The organism is Allofournierella sp., assembly GCF_017889395.1.
GTDB lineage: Bacteria > Bacillota > Clostridia > Oscillospirales > Ruminococcaceae > Allofournierella.
The window spans coordinates 1-17,146 of sequence record NZ_JAGHKE010000048.1; the positions used below are offsets into that span (position 1 = coordinate 1).

General features: G+C 59.4%; 16 protein-coding genes. 15 read left to right on the forward strand and 1 reads right to left on the reverse strand.

The features are described from left to right. The first annotated feature begins 161 nt into the window (after positions 1-161). The 10 genes from J7G73_RS07385 to J7G73_RS07430 all read left to right on the forward strand — a co-directional run bounded on the left by J7G73_RS07385 (position 162) and on the right by J7G73_RS07430 (position 8,862). The gene (locus J7G73_RS07385) at positions 162-668 is read left to right on the forward strand and encodes a hypothetical protein (RefSeq protein ID WP_291245782.1); all 507 of its coding nucleotides are present in this window, start codon (positions 162-164) and stop codon (positions 666-668) included. A gap of 432 nt (positions 669-1,100) precedes the next feature. Then, positions 1,101-2,324, forward strand: coding sequence for a plasmid recombination protein (locus J7G73_RS07390; protein ID WP_291245783.1), 1,224 nt, complete (start codon positions 1,101-1,103; stop codon positions 2,322-2,324). Next, positions 2,321-2,572 (forward strand): hypothetical protein, encoded by a 252-nt coding sequence (locus J7G73_RS07395; protein ID WP_291245784.1) that lies wholly within the window; start codon positions 2,321-2,323, stop codon positions 2,570-2,572. Before J7G73_RS07390 ends, J7G73_RS07395 begins: the two co-directional genes overlap by 4 nt. A gap of 113 nt (positions 2,573-2,685) precedes the next feature. Continuing rightward, positions 2,686-3,186 carry an RNA polymerase sigma factor gene (locus J7G73_RS07400; RefSeq protein WP_291245785.1) on the forward strand — a complete coding sequence of 167 codons (501 nt, stop codon included), beginning with the start codon at positions 2,686-2,688 and terminating at the stop codon, positions 3,184-3,186. Beyond that, on the forward strand, positions 3,183-3,917 hold the full coding sequence (locus J7G73_RS07405; protein ID WP_291245786.1) for a hypothetical protein: 735 nt from the start codon (positions 3,183-3,185) through the stop codon (positions 3,915-3,917). The genes J7G73_RS07400 and J7G73_RS07405 overlap by 4 nt, the downstream gene beginning before the upstream one ends. Continuing rightward, the gene (locus tag J7G73_RS07410) at positions 3,901-4,782 is read left to right on the forward strand and encodes an ABC transporter ATP-binding protein (protein ID WP_291243446.1); all 882 of its coding nucleotides are present in this window, start codon (positions 3,901-3,903) and stop codon (positions 4,780-4,782) included. The genes J7G73_RS07405 and J7G73_RS07410 overlap by 17 nt, the downstream gene beginning before the upstream one ends. Continuing rightward, positions 4,779-5,987 carry a hypothetical protein gene (locus J7G73_RS07415; protein WP_291243447.1) on the forward strand — a complete coding sequence of 403 codons (1,209 nt, stop codon included), beginning with the start codon at positions 4,779-4,781 and terminating at the stop codon, positions 5,985-5,987. Before J7G73_RS07410 ends, J7G73_RS07415 begins: the two co-directional genes overlap by 4 nt. A 152-nt stretch (positions 5,988-6,139) precedes the next feature. After that, positions 6,140-6,514: a helix-turn-helix transcriptional regulator gene (locus J7G73_RS07420; RefSeq protein WP_291243448.1), complete on the forward strand. Its 375-nt coding sequence runs from the start codon at positions 6,140-6,142 to the stop codon at positions 6,512-6,514. A gap of 13 nt (positions 6,515-6,527) precedes the next feature. Continuing rightward, a complete protein-coding gene (locus J7G73_RS07425) occupies positions 6,528-8,009 on the forward strand; it encodes a recombinase family protein (protein WP_291245787.1) in 1,482 nt (493 codons plus the stop codon). 589 nt (positions 8,010-8,598) lie between these two features. Then, positions 8,599-8,862, forward strand: coding sequence for a hypothetical protein (locus J7G73_RS07430; protein WP_291245788.1), 264 nt, complete (start codon positions 8,599-8,601; stop codon positions 8,860-8,862). 30 nt (positions 8,863-8,892) lie between these two features. Here J7G73_RS07430 and J7G73_RS07435 read toward each other — a convergent pair whose 3' ends face one another. Continuing rightward, the gene (locus J7G73_RS07435; protein ID WP_158097489.1) at positions 8,893-9,474 is read right to left on the reverse strand and encodes a TetR/AcrR family transcriptional regulator C-terminal domain-containing protein; all 582 of its coding nucleotides are present in this window, start codon (positions 9,472-9,474) and stop codon (positions 8,893-8,895) included. 121 nt (positions 9,475-9,595) lie between these two features. Between J7G73_RS07435 and J7G73_RS07440 the strand changes: the two genes are divergently transcribed. The 5 genes from J7G73_RS07440 to J7G73_RS07460 all read left to right on the forward strand — a co-directional run bounded on the left by J7G73_RS07440 (position 9,596) and on the right by J7G73_RS07460 (position 16,997). Then, positions 9,596-10,441: a patatin family protein gene (locus J7G73_RS07440; RefSeq protein ID WP_291245789.1), complete on the forward strand. Its 846-nt coding sequence runs from the start codon at positions 9,596-9,598 to the stop codon at positions 10,439-10,441. 157 nt (positions 10,442-10,598) lie between these two features. Next, positions 10,599-13,250: a magnesium-translocating P-type ATPase gene (mgtA, locus tag J7G73_RS07445; RefSeq protein ID WP_367113965.1), complete on the forward strand. Its 2,652-nt coding sequence runs from the start codon at positions 10,599-10,601 to the stop codon at positions 13,248-13,250. Between the two features lie 17 nt (positions 13,251-13,267). Further along, entirely contained in the window at positions 13,268-13,765 is a 498-nt protein-coding gene (locus tag J7G73_RS07450; RefSeq protein ID WP_291245791.1) for a winged helix-turn-helix domain-containing protein, read from the forward strand. A gap of 255 nt (positions 13,766-14,020) precedes the next feature. Next, the gene (mgtA, locus tag J7G73_RS07455; protein WP_291245792.1) at positions 14,021-16,786 is read left to right on the forward strand and encodes a magnesium-translocating P-type ATPase; all 2,766 of its coding nucleotides are present in this window, start codon (positions 14,021-14,023) and stop codon (positions 16,784-16,786) included. Positions 16,787-16,811: 25 nt separating this feature from the next. Beyond that, positions 16,812-16,997 carry a hypothetical protein gene (locus J7G73_RS07460; RefSeq protein WP_291245793.1) on the forward strand — a complete coding sequence of 62 codons (186 nt, stop codon included), beginning with the start codon at positions 16,812-16,814 and terminating at the stop codon, positions 16,995-16,997. Positions 16,998-17,146: the final 149 nt, after the last annotated feature.

Genomic DNA, 17,146 nt, shown 5'->3' on the forward strand with positions numbered 1-17,146 from the left:
TACGTCTGGTAGTTCAAAATTCGTCACCATCCTGTGTTGGAGCATAGTGGGCGTAAAATGGCTCTGTGTTTTTCTGTGTTTCAGGAACAGCCGGAAAAGTGTGTGAATCATCTAACATGAAAACAGTCTAACACATCTTGAAACGGACCGCAAGACGTTATATGCTGTATGTGTCGGAAGAATATATGATGAAATCATCGAACATTTCCCGAGGGCAAAAACAACCGGAAAAGAGGGATGCCAGAAGCCAAAGTCCGCCACCAACCCATAACCCAAGGAGGTGCCATCTGAATCATGAACTCGTTCCCGCAGAGGAAAACCTGAACCGCATCGACAGCTTTCTGATGATCCCGTCCAGTCTCCTGTCGGAAGAACCTTACCGGGAACTTCCCGGCGAAAGCAAGCTGTTGTACGGCCATTTGTTGGGGTTGTTACGGTTGTCGGCCCAGGATACCACCGGGCGCTGGAAAGCCGACGGCAGGCCCTGTGTGAGCCTTTCACGGGCCAGTGTCGGACGGCTGCTGCACTGCCAACGGGAAAAAACCGCCGGATTGTTTGCAGCTCTGGAACGCTGCGGTTTGCTGGAGCCGGTGCCGGGACAGCCAAACGGAAAGGCCCGGCGGTATTATCTCAATCTGCCCCGGCCCAAGGAACCCAACGAGCTGTAACTACCCGTCGGAGAATCCGGCACGACCTGTAGGAAAAACGGACAGGCAGTTGACGGATTTGCCGACACCGACCCGTCGGAAAAACCGACACGATAAAGATAGAATGATATATCTAACTAAAAGAGAGATAGAGAAAGAATTCCACACCCCGCGTTTTGCAAAAGGTGGACAAAAGCTGTGGTGCCTGGCTTTCAGAGGCAACCGCAGACATGGCAACCGCTACGACGGCAGATCAACCGGAAAGATGGCACAGCAGTTTTGGTTGGCAGCCGTATCCCAAGCTCTCCCGCCGCAGCGGGCCCACTGGCACTTTGCCGGCAGCGCCGGAAAGTGTCATAGTGGGTCAGATGCTTTGCAAAGCATCTGCGTACCCCATCCGCAGCAGAACCGTACCCAAGAAAGGAGTCGCCTATCAGCAAAATCCATCGGACCGTGGTGCGCAATGAGCGCTACCGTAAAAATGCCATTTCGGTGCGGGAACGGCACAACGAACGCAAGAACGAAGTGTACTCCAACCCGGATGTGCTGCTGGAATACAGCCACAACAATGTGATCTTCAAGGCTTGCGAGGCAGCTACTTACGCCCAGCAATTTGACCGGATGGTGGAAGAGGGGGTCGTTTCCACCCGTGGACTGAAACCGGATGCCTACGTCTTTGACGAGTTGGTGTTTGATGTGAACACCGACTATTTTGAGACCCACGGCGGATATGAGTACGCCAAGCGGTTCTATGCCGAAGTGTACGAGCTGGCCAAGGAGATCGCGGGCGGGGAACAGTACATCATCTCGGCAGTCATGCACGCCGACGAGCGCAACCGGGAAGCCAGTGGCCGGCTGGGACGGGATGTGTTCCACTATCACCTCCACGTTGTCTACCTGCCGGTGGTGGAGAAGCAGATCCGCTGGTCCAAGCGGTGCAAGGACCCGGCATTGCGGGGCACCGTGCGGGAAACGATCATGCAGGTGAGTCACAGCAAAAAGTGGCCGATGGTCCCCATGATCGACGAACAAGGACAGCCTGTTCTGAAAAAGAACGGTAAGCCCCGGCTGGTGAGCTCTTACAGCCTGCTGCAGACCCAATTCTTTGAGCACATGCGGCAGGCGGGATTCACCGACTTTGAGCGCGGTGTACAGGGCAGCGATACCGAACACCTGGAGGTGCTGGAGTATAAGGTCCAGAAGGACCGCCAGACAGTGGCAGAACTGTCAGATCAGACGAAACAGCTGCAGGGCCAACGAAAGGAGCTTATCTCCCAGGTAAAGAACATTTCCGGGTCGATCCGCGATGTGGCGGACATCGAGCAGCGGGCCAAAACCAAAGGTGTGCTGGAAAAACGGGTGGAGCTGCCGCTGCAGGACTTCCAGACCTTATGTGAGATGGCAGAAGCCAGCGGCAAGCTGCAAGCGGAAAACCGCAGTCTGCGGATGCAAGTGCAGCACAGTACAGCGAGGGAACAGGGGCTGCGTCAGCGCCTTCACCGCTGCGAGGAACAGCTGGATGCGGTGCTGACCGAGACCCGGCCCTACCGGGAAGCTATGCTGGTGGCACCGGAGCAGGTGCAGGCGTTTGTGCTGGGCATCTGCCGCCGCCAACAGGAAGAAAAGCGGCTGAACCGTCAGCAGCGCCGCCAGCGAGCCAAGGGCCAGGACCGATGACAGAACACATCATAAGGCAGCAGGGGGCAGCCCTGCAGAAAGGAGCCGCTACGGAAGATCGGCAGGAGCAGAAAGCAGCACAGGCAGCGGCGTCCGCCATGAATCGGGAGGACGGAGTGCCCCAGCAGGAGCTGGAACGGTTTGCCCGGTTCCTGCTGCCCAAGATCCAGGCATTTTACCAGTCGGAAGAGGGACAACGGCTGTTTGAGGAGTGGATAAACAGGAGAAACACAGAAGAAAAAACGTGAAAGTGCAAGGGATCATAAAAATTCTCTGAAAGTGCGTATAGCCTAATCATTTTGGGGAGATTCCTCGTTATCATAAGTGAAGCATATTTTTTACAAGGACAGGGGGGATGCGTATGCGGGACGCGCAGTTGATACGTCGCATTCAGGCCGGAGACCGCACGGCGGCGGATACCTTGATTGAGCGATATTATACGGCAATTCTGCGATATTGTGCCCACCATACCCCTTGTACACAGACGGCGGAGGATCTGACCCAGGAAGTCTTTTTGCACCTGTTTCGCACCATAGGAAGCTACCGGGAGCAAGGGCAGTTCCGTGCCTATCTGTATCGCATCGCCTATTGTCTGTGTGTGGATGCCGCCAGACAAAGAAAAACGGAACCCTTGCCGGAGGACATGGCAGATACATCAGCGCCTTTCCAAGCTGTCGAAACCCGTGATATGGCCAAGCGGCTGTTGGCGAGTCTGCCCCCGGAACAGCGAGAAGCCGTGTTGCTCTGGTATGGGGAGGGGCTGAAATACCGCGAGATTGCAGCTGTGACGGGTCAGCCGCTGCGCACCGTGCAGAGCCGTGTACGGAAAGCACTGAAATCTTTAAGGGAGGGAAAACTGTGAATTCTTCTGAGTTGCATCGCCTGCTGTGCCAGGGACCGTCTCCCTCTCGCATGGCGGAAACCAAACAAAAGTGTGCCGCGCTCTTACAAGAGAATCCGGTGCGGCAGCGTACCGGATTCTGGACCTTCCTCTCACAGGTATGGCGCTTTACCGGGGTGCCCATGTGGGCGGCGCAGGGGACGGCTTCTGTGCTGTTTTTCCTGGCGGCGGCCGGACAAAAAGACCTTGTGTCCTGGCTGCCGCTGCTGGGGCCGCTTCTGGTGGCGGTGTGTCTGCCGGTCCTGTTTGCCGGTCAGCGATACGACATGGACGAGCTGGAAGCGTCCACCTGTGTGTCCCGTGCGGAACTGGCACTTGCCAAGCTGATTCTGGCCGCGGCCGCAGACCTTGTGATTCTGACATCGGCACTGGTGTTGGGAAGGTCACAGACGGGAAAAGCCTTACTGCCGTTGTTTTTTTATCTGCTGGTTCCTTTCTTGTTCTGTGCGCTGACGGCTTTGACCGTACTTCGAAGCTGTCCGCGGAGCAATGGGACGGTTTGCATAGTGGTGTGTTCCGTCACGGCGGCGGGACTGTTGCTGGTTCATCTTGCGGCGCCCCAATTGTATGAAACGTCTGCGTTGAGCGGATGGATTCTCGCATTCCTAGTATTCGGCGGATTTTTTGTCAGAGAACTGATTTCTCTGTTCCAACAACGAAAGGAGGGCATCATCGGTGGAATTGCAGCTTGAAAATCTTTCAAAGGAGTTCGGAGGAAACACGGCGGTGGCAGGGGTCACTGCTGTGTTGGAACCCGGCATTTATGGCTTGCTGGGAGCCAACGGAGCGGGAAAAACAACCCTTTTGCGGATGATCTGCGGCGTCTTGAAGCCCACTGCCGGACAGGTACGTCTGGATGGAATTCCCATCGACGCACTGGGGGCGTCATACCGGGACAAATTGGGCTATCTGCCCCAGGATTTTGTCGGATATCCGCAGTACAGCGCCCGCGACTTCCTTCTGTATATGGCGGTGCTGAAAGGGATGACCCGCTCCCAGGCTATGCCCAAGATTCAGGAACTGCTGCATATGCTCCGTCTGCAGGAGGCTGGCAATAAAAAGATCCGGACCTTTTCCGGCGGGATGCGCCGTCGGTTGGGCATCGCCCAGGCATTGCTCAATGACCCGGATATTCTGATCCTGGATGAGCCCACCGCAGGCTTAGACCCCAAGGAGCGGGTCCACTTCCGCAACATTCTGGAAGGGTATGCGCAGAAAAAAATTGTGCTGCTTTCCACCCACATTGTTTCTGACTTGGAAGCGATTGCACACAAGGTGTTCCTGATGAAAGACGGACGCTTTCAAACCCAAGGGACGGTTTCGGAACTGCTGCAGCAGGCAAACGGGAGCGTGTGGGAGCTGACTGTGCCGTCCCGGGAGGCTGAGACCTGGCAGGCACGAATGACAGTGATTAATCTGCGCTATGACGGGAACAGCGTGACGCTGCGAATTCTGGCGGATGCAAAGCCTGCCCCGGCAGCAAGCCCCTGTATCCCCACGTTGGAAGATCTGTATCTGTTGTATTTTCCGGAGGAGGAAGGAGGCGACAATCCATGAGCCTGTTCTGGCAGGAACATAAGAAACTGTGGCGTTCCGGGCTGACCAGACTGGCAGTCTTTGGGATGCTGCTGCTGACGCTGGGGCTGCAGATGTGGGCCATGCAGTGTATCAATTTTGGTACCATGAGAGCGGATGGAAGCCACCAGATAGATGGCTATTCGAACATTCGCAAGAGTCAGCAATATGCCGCCCAGTGGCAAACGCTCACCGATGAGAATGTACAGGATATGGTGCGTACCTATCAACAAATCCTGGCGGAGAACCCGGAGTTCGACGGTGCTTTGGCGGATTTCAGCTTTCTACAGGGAACATTGGTATCGTTTCTGTGGCCGGAGGTGGAGGATCAAAACCAGCCGTATCCATCCCTCACAATCTACTATGTGGACCCGGCCCGCTTGACAGGTCTGTATGATCGTCGGGAGGAAAAACTAGAATATTACCTGGAAAACCAGTTTTCAGACCCGGAGGATCGGCAGTTCTTTCTGGATATGGACAGCCAGGTGGACAAGCCCATGGCATATGGCTGGACTGCAGGTTGGTCTGCCATTTTGGGCAACGGAATCGGGGGCTTTGGGCAGATGGTCTTGCCCATGGTTCTGGCCCTGGCCCTGACGTCTGTGTTTGCCGGGGAAAGACGGCGAGGCATGGATACGCTGCAGGTTACATCCCTGCATGGAAAAGCTGGGCTGGCCGTGGCAAAGCTTCTGTCGGGCCTTGCCTTTGCGGTGGAAATCTTTGGGATGTTTGCAGCGGTTATGGTGGCGGTTCAGGTTATCTGGCTGGGATTTGAGGGCTGGAATCTGCCCATCCAGCTGATCAAGATGCTGACCACCGCACCGATGAACATGCTCCAGGCGGAATGCTATGAGCTGGTGTACCTCTTCTGCTCGGTGCTGGGCTTTGCCGGGATTGCCTTGCTGATGTCGGCGCTTTTGCCCGGAACCACGGCAGCGCTGATCGCCGCGTTGCTGATCACCTGGGGACCGCAGATCCTAAACCAGTATCTGCCCTGGTCGGTGCAGCAATATCTGCGGCTGCTTCCCTTTGTGGGTGGGGCGGAGGATATCTTCCGGCAGAACCTGTATCACTGGTTCGGTTTCCGGATCTGGTCGCCCGGACCTCTGCTGGTGATCCCGTTTCTGGTAGGATTCATTTGCCTGCCGTTTGCTGTAATGGCGTGGTGTCGGAAACGAAAAGGGTAAAGAGCCGTCAATATGCAAAATGTCATGGGAGACAGAAATCTCTCATGACATTTTTTCTGACGGGTGAACGGTGAAAGGACCAGAAGAAAGACTTGAAGGAAACTGCTAATTCGATTATACTTGAATTAACGAATTCTACAGGAGGTCTTTCCATGGATGTAACAGTAGGCACCCGGCTGCGCGTGCTGCGCAAGGACGCGGGGCTGACCCAGGCCCAGCTGGCGGCGCTGGCCGGCACCAATCAGGCGGCCATCAACCGGTACGAAACCGACCGGGCGGCGGCACCTTACCGTATTCTGGTCTGGTATGCCACTTATTTTAATGTATCTCTGGATTATATCTTCGGCCTGTGCGAGGACCCCCGCGGACGGTATGTCTGCGTCACGCCGGAGGGGGCGCAGGAGGTGGTGCAGCGCAAACCGGATTGGAGTGAGTTTGTGGAAGCCTGCTTCACACCGGGCAGCGAGCTGAACCGCCGCCTGAAACAGATGATTCTCAATATGGGAGAAGAGGAGAAGCACAAGTGAGGAGGTGCACGCCATGAATGCCGTGATCTATGCCCGTTATAGCAGTGACAACCAGCGGGAGGAATCCATCGAGGGCCAGCTGCGGGAATGCAAGGAGTATGCCGACCAGAACGGCATCACCGTGGTGCGGACCTACATTGACCGGGCGCTGTCCGCCAAGACCGACAGCCGCCCGCAGTTCCAGCAGATGATCCACGACAGCGCCACCCACACCTTTGAAGCGGTGCTGGTGTGGAAGCTGGACCGCTTCTCCCGCAACCGGTACGACTCGGCCCATTATAAGCGCATCCTCAAAAACAATCGGGTCCATGTGGTGTCGGTGACCGAGCCCATCTCCAACACGCCGGAAGGCATCATGCTGGAAAGCCTGCTGGAAGGCATGGCCGAGTACTATTCGGCGGAGCTGGCTGAGAAGGTCAGCCGCGGTCACAAGGAGAATGCTCTCAAGGCCAAGTTCAACGGCGGCCCGGTGCCGCTTGGCTATCGCATTGACAGCGAGCATCACTACCAGATCGACCCAACCACCGCACCGGTGGTGCAGGAAGCATTCCAGCGGTATGCGGCGGGGGAGAGCATCCGCAGCATCATCGAATCGCTGAACGCACGTGGCATCCGCAACAGCCGGGGCAATCCGTTCACCAAGAACAGTTTCCAGACGCTGCTCAAGAACCGCCGGTATCTTGGGGAATACCGCTATAAGGATACTGTCATCCCGGATGCCATCCCGGCCATCATTGACCCGGACTGCTTCGATGCGGTCCAGCGCCGGTGCGAGATTCACCGTCAGGCACCGGCCCACAACAAGGCAGAAGTTCACTATCTGTTGACCACCAAACTGTTCTGCGGCAAGTGCGGCACCATGATGGCAGGGGAGAGCGGCAGAAGCCATACGGGCACGGTCCACTGTTATTACAAATGTGGCACCCGCAAACGCAGCGGCAAGGAGGCTTGCAGCCTGAAGCCGGTGCGCAAGGAACCGCTGGAGCAGTTTGTGGTGCAGACGGCGCTGGAAAAGGTGCTGAATGACCGGGTTATCGCCCTGCTGGCGGACAAGCTGCTGGAATACCAGAGCAAGGAAAACACCCGCCTGCCGGTTTTGCAGGCAGAGCTGAACGAGGTCAAGCGCCGCATCGACAATCTGGTGGCAGCCATCGAGCAGGGTATCCTGACGCCCTCCACCAAGGCACGGATGGAGGAACTGGAACAGCAGCGCGAAGCACTGGAAACCAGCATCCTGCAGGAGCAGATCGAGAAGCCGCCCATCACCCGGGAACAGATTCTGTTCTGGTTCGATCAGTTCCGCCACGGCGACCCGGCGGATATTGCCTTTCAGGAGAAAGTCATCGACTGCTTTGTCAACTCGATCTATCTGTTCGATGACCGCATTGTGGTGAATTTCAACTATCAGGAGGGCGGCCGCCCGGTCTCCCTCGAAGAAGTACTTAGTTCGTTTTTGGATGGGAATGGTGCACCAAAAGAAGCGAGCATCTTTTGATGCTCGCTTTTCTTTTGGTCCACTTCCCCCCTTCGGGGGCGGCTTCACCGTTCGCGCCGATGGCGCTCCGGTTCAGCTCGCAGGGACTCTCAGGCTAAAAAACATGCCACCGGCATGTTTTTCTTGACGCCTTCGTCTAGAAGTGCACCACAAAGAGGCGAGCATCTTTCGATGCTCGCTTTTCTTTTGGTCCACTTCCCCCCTTCGGGGGCGGCTTCACCGTTCGCGCTGATGGCGCTCCGGTTCAGCTCGCAGGGCCTCTCGGGCTAAATAACATGCCACCGGCATGTTGTTCTTAACGCCCTCGTCTAGAAGTGCACCAAAAGGAGGCAGCCCGAAAGATGGTTGCCTTTTTTGTTGCACTTCCCCCCTTCGGGGGCGGCTTCTCCGGCAAAAAGAGTGAGCCCCGATCGAGCGGTGCCTCTGATTTGCTCCATATTCTGCCGTTTGACCGATATAGATTTTTAGGACAAAATACATAATTTGTCCTGGAATGGGACAGTCTTGGCCAGTTGTACCGTGAAAAACAAGGTGCTATTTGTTACGCTATAAGTTGGTATGATCGATTATTTTGGAAAGGACGGCGGCTATGGACGTATCGGATTACTCAAACGAGCTGCAAACGTATTTGCTGGGGCATGGCGATGATCTTCTGGCGCACATCATCCAGTTTAATGAAGTGATGATGCGCTATCAGGCGGCCATCAAGGAAGTGAGCACCAAGCTGGAGATCCTGAAAAGCTGCGCGGATACCATTGCCGAAACGGACCGGAAAATGCTGGAGCTGCGCCGCCGGATAGAGCAGCAGAAGGACGGACAAACCGAAAAACGCCCCCTGGAATTTCCGGAATAAGGGCCGGAAAAGCCGGAGGGCGGGCAGGACTTATTGAGGCTTGGCGTTGCCGCCTTGCTGAAGAGCGATCAGCTTGTCGAAAATTTCGCCGGAAAGCAGGTCCTTCAGCATGTGAACCACCGGCTCCGGGTCGCCTTCCATGCCGTTTTTGGCCCAGTTGGAGATCACTCCGGTGAGGCCGAAGGCATAAAAGCGGGAGATGGTGCGGATCTGCCCGGGTGTGAGAAACTGCTCGCCCCCGGCGTTTCGCAGAAGGTTCTGGGTCAGCTGCACATAAAAATCCATCAGACATTCGGAAAAGCTGTTCTGCCCCTGGATGTGGAGCACCTTCCGGTAAAGGGTGCGGTTGTCCTGCAGATAGCGGCACAGCGCCAGCAGGTCACCGGCCCAGCTGTCCATGGACTGGGACTCCCCGATGATCGGTGTGATCTCGGAATAAAAAATCCAATTGATCACGTCGTATTTGTCCTTGAAGTGGTAGTAAAAGGTGTTGCGGCTGATGTGGCAGTGCCGGGCGATCTCGCCCACAGAGATTTCCTCAAAATCCCTGGTCTGCAAAAGCTCTTTGGTCCCTTTTGCCACCATGTATTTGGCGAATCCGGCAGTGGACATGATGCTCGCCTCCAACGCATATTTGCTATGCATCATTATAGCAAAGGCGGCAGGGGCTTTCAATGCGGCCGCCCCGCAAGCGGGGCAGGCAAACGGAATCAAACGGAACGGAGTGAAGGATATGAAATTGGGTCTGGTTGATGTGGGCGGCGGCCTGCGCGGAATTTATGCGGCCGGTGTGCTGGATTACTGCATGGATGAGCACATCGTTTTTGACTGCTGCGTGGGGGTTTCGGCGGGAAGCGCCAACACGGCCTCCTATCTGGCGGGGCAGCGGGGCAGAAACTATAAGTTCTACTGCGAATACGCCTTTCGCAAGGAATACATGAGTCTTTCCAATTATCTGAAGCACCATTCCTACATCGACATGGACTATGTGTACGGGACTTTGAGCAATGCCGGCGGCGAGTATCCGCTGGATTACCGGGCCATTCGGGAAAACCCCGCCCAGCTGTTCGTGGTCGCGCAGGAGGCGGTCAGCGGCAGAGCGGTGTACTTCACCAAGGAGGATATGGCGCAGGACCATTATCAGATTTTCATGGCCTCCTCCTCCATCCCCGGGGTGAATAAGCCTTACCCCATCGCCGGGCAGCTGTATTACGACGGCGCTCTGGGCGATCCGGTACCGGTGCAGAAGGCCTTCGACGAGGGCTGCGACCGGGTGGTGCTGCTGCTCACAAAACCGGCAGCTGTGCCCCGTGAGCCGGGCCGCGACCCCATGCTGGCCAAGATGATCCAGCGCCGGTATCCGGCCTCGGCGGAGAACCTGCGCAACCGGGCAAACCGCTACAACCAGGAGGTGGCCGCCGCAAAGGAATGGGAGAAGGAGGGCAAGGTGCTGATCGTCTCGCCGGATAACACCGAAGGTGTGAGCACCCTGTCCAAGGAACGGGAGGCGCTGGACCGGCTGTACCACAAGGGCTACCGGGATGGTGAGCGCATCAAGGCCTGGCTGGGTCTGGAATGACGGAATAAAAGCATCGGGGCAGCCCGGCACCGCTTCGGCGGCGGCCGGGCTGCTTTTTTTGCTGGTGCGAAACAAGGGAAAAGCAAGATTTCCCGGCGGGCGAAAATTCCAGTTTTATGGTATGATAAATAAGAGAACCACCAGGGAGGTGACGCGCGTGAAAGAGGACCGGGCCATCCACCGGCGCATTTCGGAATATGCCTGTGCCGAGCCGCAGGCGCTCCGGCGCGATTTTCAGATCACAAGCGAGGGCTACGACCCCTGGCAGGTGGAGGATAGCCGCCGCCGCTGGGGCGCCAACGTGGTGGCGGGCCGCCGGGCGGACACGGTGTTCTACCGGCTGCGGCGGGCCTTTGTGACCCCCTTTTCCATGATATTGCTGGTGCTGGCCGCCATCTCCTTTGTCACCGATGTGCTGCTGGCCTCCAACTTCAGCCGGAACCTGACCACCGTGTTCATCGTGCTGGGCATGCTGCTCATCAGCGGGGCGGTGCGCTTTGTGCAGGAGCTGCGGGCCAAGCGGGTGGCGGACCACCTCACCGGCATGATCGCCACCCGGGTGCGGGTGCTGCGGGCGGGCCGGTGGACCGAGCTTTGCTCCACCGAGCTGGTGGTGGGCGACCGGGTGCGGCTGGCGGCCGGGGACCGGGTGCCCGCGGACATCCGCCTCACCGAAGCGAAAGACCTGTTCGTCTCCCAGTCGGTGATCACCGGCGAGAGCGGCGTACTGGAAAAGCGGGCCGTCACCCTGCGCCCCGGCACCGCAAAGACCGCCGCCGATTACGAGAACGTGGCCTTCCTGGGCTCCACCGTGATGGGCGGCTTTGGCGAGGGTATCGTGCTGGCGGTGGGGGCCGATACGGTTTACGGCGGCTTTTCCGCTGCGGGCGCGGAGCGGAAAAACGGCTTTGACCGGGGCGCGAACTCCATCGCCTGGGTGCTGATCCGCTTTATGGCGGTGCTGATCCCGGTAGTGTTTGCCGCTTGCGGGCTGACCAAGGGCAACTGGCTGTCGGCGTTTCTGTTCGCCTTGTCGGTGGCGGTGGGGCTCACCCCGGAGCTGCTGCCCATGGTGGTGAACGCCTGCCTGGCCAAGGGCTGCGCGGCCATGGGCAAAAAGCAGACGGTAGTCAAGACCATCAATGCCATGCAGGGCTTCGGCAGCATGGACCTGCTCTGTGTGGACAAAACCGGCACCCTCACCGGCGATGTGGTGGCGCTGGAATATTACATGGACGTGCTGGGCAACGAGAGCGGCCGGGTGCTGGAGCTGGCCTATCTGAACAGCCTGTACCACACCGGGGTGCAGAACCATCTGGACGACGCCGTCCTTCGCTGCCGGGAAATGCCCGGCCAGCAGGAGCGGTTCGAGAGCCTGGCCCGCCGCTGCCCCAAGCTGGACGAGCTGCCCTTTGATTACGAGCGGCGTCTGGCGGGCGTGCTGGTGGGCGGAAAAGAAAATCTGCTCATTGTGAAGGGTAGCCTGGACGAGATCTGCCGCCGGTGCAGCCATGTGGAATACAAGGGCCGGCGGCTGCCCATGGGGCCGGATGCTGCCGCCAGCGTGCATGCGGTGGCGGACGAGATGCTGGAGGACGGCATGAAGGTACTGGCGGTGGCCTGCAGGCAGATGGAGGGCCGCACCGCCCGCCCGGAGGATGTGCAGGAGCTGACCCTGCTGGGCTATCTTGCCTTTTTCGACGCGCCCAAAAAGACCGCTGCGGCTGCGGTGGCCCGTCTGCGGGAACTGCATGTGGGGGTGCGGGTGCTCACCGGCGACCAGAAAAGCGTGGCGGTGTCCATCTGCAAGCGGCTGGGCATCGACGCGGACCGGGTGCTCACCGGCCCCGAGCTGGATGCCCTGAACGAGAACGACGCGACCATGTGCATCGAGCGCACGGCGGTGTTCGCTGAGCTTTCGCCCAAGCAGAAGGCGCGGGTGGTGGCGGTGCTGCGGGCCAACGGTCATACGGTGGGCTTTCTGGGCGACGGCATGAACGACCTGCCCGCCATATTGGAATCCGATGTGGGCATCTCGGTGGACACGGCGGCCCAGGCGGTGAAGGAGGGCGCGGACGTGATCCTATTAAAAAAGGATCTGAACGTGCTGGGCGAGGGCATTCTGGAGGGCCGCAGAGCCTTCTGCAACCTGTCCAAATACATCCGCATCACCGCCTCGTCCAACTTCGGCAACATCGTTTCCATCGTGATCGCCAGCGTGCTGCTGCCCTTCTTTCCCATGACGGCGGTGCAGCTGCTGCTTTTGAATCTGCTGTATGACCTGCTCTGTCTGGCCCTGCCCTGGGACCAGGTGGACCCGGAGGCCTGCGCCCGGCCGCTGGAATGGTCCGGCCGCACGCTGGGCCGGTTCATGCGGTTCTTCGGGCCGTTAAGCTCGATTTTCGACCTGCTCACCTTCGCCTGGCTCTTCTTCGTGCTCTGCCCGGCGGTGTGCGGGGGCGGGTTCTTCCAGCTGGCCCAGGAGGCCCAGCGGCTGCGGTTCATCGCCCTGTTCCAGACCGGCTGGTTCCTGGAATCCATGTGGACCCAGGTGCTGATTCTGCACCTGCTGCGCACCGCGAAGGCGCCGTTTTTGCAGAGCAGGCCCTCCCGGCCGGTGATGCTGGTCACCGGGCTGGGCATCGTGCTGTTCACCGGTCTGACCTTCACGCCGCTGGGGCGGCTGATCGGCCTGACCGCCCTGCCACCGGTGTACTTTGCCTTTTTGGCGGCCATGGTGGCGCTGTACCTGTTGCTGGTGAGCCTGGCCAAGGGACTTTACCGGAAAAAATACCGTGAGCTGATCTGAGAAAGGAGGGGTCCGCTGTGAAAAAGAACATTGGGTTCGCCGCGCTGGATCTCTCCCTGGCGGACTGGCTGCGGGAGAAGCTGCGGCTGAACGCACCCGACACCCCCGCCGCCCGGGAGCTGCTGGAGGGCATCGAGGAGCTGATGAGCGGCCGGGCCGACAGCCTGATGCTGGAGCTGGCCGAGGGCACCCCGGCGGCTGTGCCGGAGGGGGTGCTGCACTGCGGCGCGCTCTCCATCGACCAGCGGCTGCGGCGGGTTGTGCGGGACGGGCAGGAGATCGCCCTCACCCCCAAGGAGTTCGACATCCTGTATTTTCTGGCCCGCAACCGGGGCGAGGTGTTCACCAAGGAGCAGATCTACCAGGCGGTGTGGGAGGACGACTACCTGCTGGACGACAGCAACATCATGGCCTTCATCCGCAGGCTGCGCAAAAAGATCGAGCCCAACCCGGACGCGCCGGAGTACATCCTCACCATCTGGGGCATCGGTTATAAGTTCAGCGACCGGCTCTGAGGCGCAGAACAACAAAACAGAACAATTTTTACGCAATCGCAAGGAAATCGCAAGGGTTTGCCCATGGGATCTTCCTTGCGATTTTTGTATGATGGAATCAGCGGCCGAGGGGCCGTATCCCAAACAACGAAAGGAGGCGGCGGTATGGATTCCGACGGCAATCCCCGAAGGTACAGAGCATCCCGGGCGGCGGGTCCGAACGCGCCGCGCCCCGTGCTCTGACCGCTTTGTTTGAACGGCAAGGAGGAATGAGCAATGAACTACAACAAGAAAAACGCGGCGGCCCGGCAGGCTGCCGAAAAAGCACGCATCCGCCAGGAGGCAGGCCGCCGCATCCAGGACGCGGCGGCCTGCCCCATCCCGGATGTGCTGCAGGAGCTGAACACCACCCTGCGGGGCCTGAACGAGCAGGCAGTGGTCCGCAGCCGCGCCCGCTACGGCGCGAACCGGGTCACCCACGAAAAGCGGCAGTCGCTGGCAAAGCGGCTGGCCGGGGCCTTCATCAACCCCTTCACCGCCATTCTGTGCTGCCTGGCGCTGGTGTCCATCATGACCGATATGGTCTTCCCGCTGTGCTCGCTGTTCGGCGGCACCCCCGAGGACTTCGACTGCCTGACCGTGGTCATCATCCTCACCATGGTGCTGATCTCCGGCACTCTGCGCTTTGTGCAGGAATCCCGCAGCGGCAACGCGGCGGAAAAGCTGCTGGCCATGATCACCACCACCTGCACCGTCACCCGGCGGGAGCAGGAGCTGGCCGAGATCCCGCTGGACGAGCTGGTGGTGGGCGACATCGTGCATCTCTCGGCCGGGGACATGATCCCCGCCGACCTGCGCATTCTGGAGGCCAAGGATTTATTCCTCAGCCAGGCCAGCCTCACCGGCGAGAGCGAGCCGGTGGAAAAGACCGCCGCGGTGAGCGAGCCGAAGGAGACCATCACCGACCACACCAACATCGCCTTCATGGGCAGCAGCGTGGTCTCGGGCAGCGCCACGGCGGTGGCGGTCTGCGTGGGCGACAATACCCTGTTCGGCTCTATGGCCAGCGCGGTGGCGGGCGAGGCGGTGGAGACCAGCTTCACCCGTGGGGTGAACGCGGTGTCCTGGGTGCTGATCCGCTTCATGCTGGTGATGGTGCCGCTGGTCTTCTTCATCAACGGGCTGACCAAGGGCGACTGGCTGGATGCCTTCCTCTTCGGCATCTCCATCGCGGTGGGCCTCACCCCCGAGATGCTGCCCATGATCGTGACCACCTGCCTGGCCAAGGGCGCGGTGTCCATGAGCAAGAAAAAGACCATCGTCAAGAACCTGAATTCCATCCAGAACTTCGGCGCCATCGACGTGCTCTGCACCGACAAGACCGGCACCCTCACCCAGGACCAGGTGGTGCTGGAATACCACCGGAACCTGAACGGGGAAGAGGACACCCGGGTGCTGCGCCACGCCTATCTGAACAGCTATTTCCAGACCGGCTACAAAAACCTGATGGACCTGGCGATCATCCGCAAGACCGAGGAGCAGGAGGCCGCCGACCCCCGGCTGCTGGACCTGTCCGAGCATTATGTGAAGGTGGACGAGATCCCCTTCGACTTCGCCCGCCGCCGCCTGACCACCGTGGTGCAGGATAAGATTGGAAAGACCCAGATGGTGACCAAGGGCGCGGTGGAGGAGATGCTGGCGATCTGCAGCCACGCCGAGTGCGACGGCAGGGTCCAGCCCCTGACCGAGGAGCTGCGCCGCCGCATTTTGCAGGCGGTGGACGAGATGAACGACAAGGGCTTCCGGGTGCTGGCCATTGCCCAGAAGAGCAGCCCCGCCCCGGCGGGCGCCTTCGGGGTGAAGGACGAGCAGGACATGGTGCTGATGGGCTATCTGGCCTTTCTGGACCCGCCCAAGGAATCCACCGCCGCCGCCCTGCGGGCATTGAAGGCCCACGGCGTCACCGCCAAGATCCTCACCGGCGACAACGAAAAGGTCACCCGCACCATCTGCCGCCAGGTGGGGCTGAAAGTTCGGAATATGCTGCTGGGCGCGGATGTGGCCCGCATGAGCGATGCGGAGCTGGCCCGGGCCGCGGAATCCACCGATGTGTTCGCCAAGCTCACCCCGGACCAGAAGGCCCGGGTGGTGGCGGCGCTGCGCTCGAACGGTCACACCGTAGGCTTCATGGGCGACGGCATCAACGACGCGGCCGCCATGAAGGCCGCCGACATCGGCATCTCGGTGGACACCGCCGTGGATGTGGCCAAGGAGTCGGCGGACGTGATCCTGCTGGAAAAGGACCTGATGGTGCTGGAGCAGGGCATCATCGAGGGCCGCAAGACCTACGCCAACATGATCAAGTACATCAAGATGACCGCCTCCTCCAACTTCGGCAACATGTTCTCGGTGCTGGCGGCCAGCGCGCTGCTGCCGTTCCTGCCCATGATGAGCGTGCAGCTGATCGTGCTGAACCTGATCTATGATCTCTCCTGCACCGCCATCCCCTGGGACAATGTGGACGAGGAGTTCATCGCCCGACCCCGTAAGTGGGATGCCTCCAGCGTGGGCAGCTTCATGCTCTGGATCGGGCCCACCAGCTCCATCTTCGACTTCCTCACCTATATCTTCATGTACTTCGTGTTTTGCCCGCTGTTCGTCTCCGGCGGAGTGCTGTACAACGACCTGGCCAATCATTTCAGCGGCCCCCAGCTGGTGCAGGTGCAGGCGGCCTATCTGGGCATGTTCCAGGCGGGCTGGTTCGTGGAATCCATGTGGAGCCAGACTCTGGTCATCCATATGATCCGTACCCCCAAGCTGCCGTTTATCCAGAGCCGGGCATCCGCTCCGCTCACCCTGGTCACTCTGGCGGGCATCACCGCGCTCACCATCATTCCCTTCACCCCGCTGGGAACCCTGCTGGGCTTTGTGGCCCTGCCGCCGATGTACTTTGCCTTCCTGATCCCCTGCATCCTGCTGTATATGGCGTTGGCCACCAGTTTGAAAAAGGCCTATGTGCGCCACTACGGAGAACTGCTTTGATGTTATGCTGAAAGGAGCGATTGCCATGACCCTGACCATGAACTGGGCCGCCGTCTGGATGCGGCTGTTCGGCACCACCACCCTCTGGGGGCTGGATCTGGGCTTCTGGGCGGCGCTGGCCGCGGTGGCGCTGATCGTGATCGCCATGAACCTGGTGTTCTGGGGCATGAAGCCCGCCGCACCCCGGCCCGAGCAAAAGGAAACCGTGTAAAGAAAACCGCCCGCCCCGAAGGATTCCGGGGCGGGCGGTTTTCTTGTTGGTAATCAGGCGTGGGGGTAAAAATCGCTCACGGTGTTGGTCACCAGCCGGAAGGTGAGCTGGGCCATGTGCTGGGGGCTTTCCTCGCAGCCCCGGCTCAG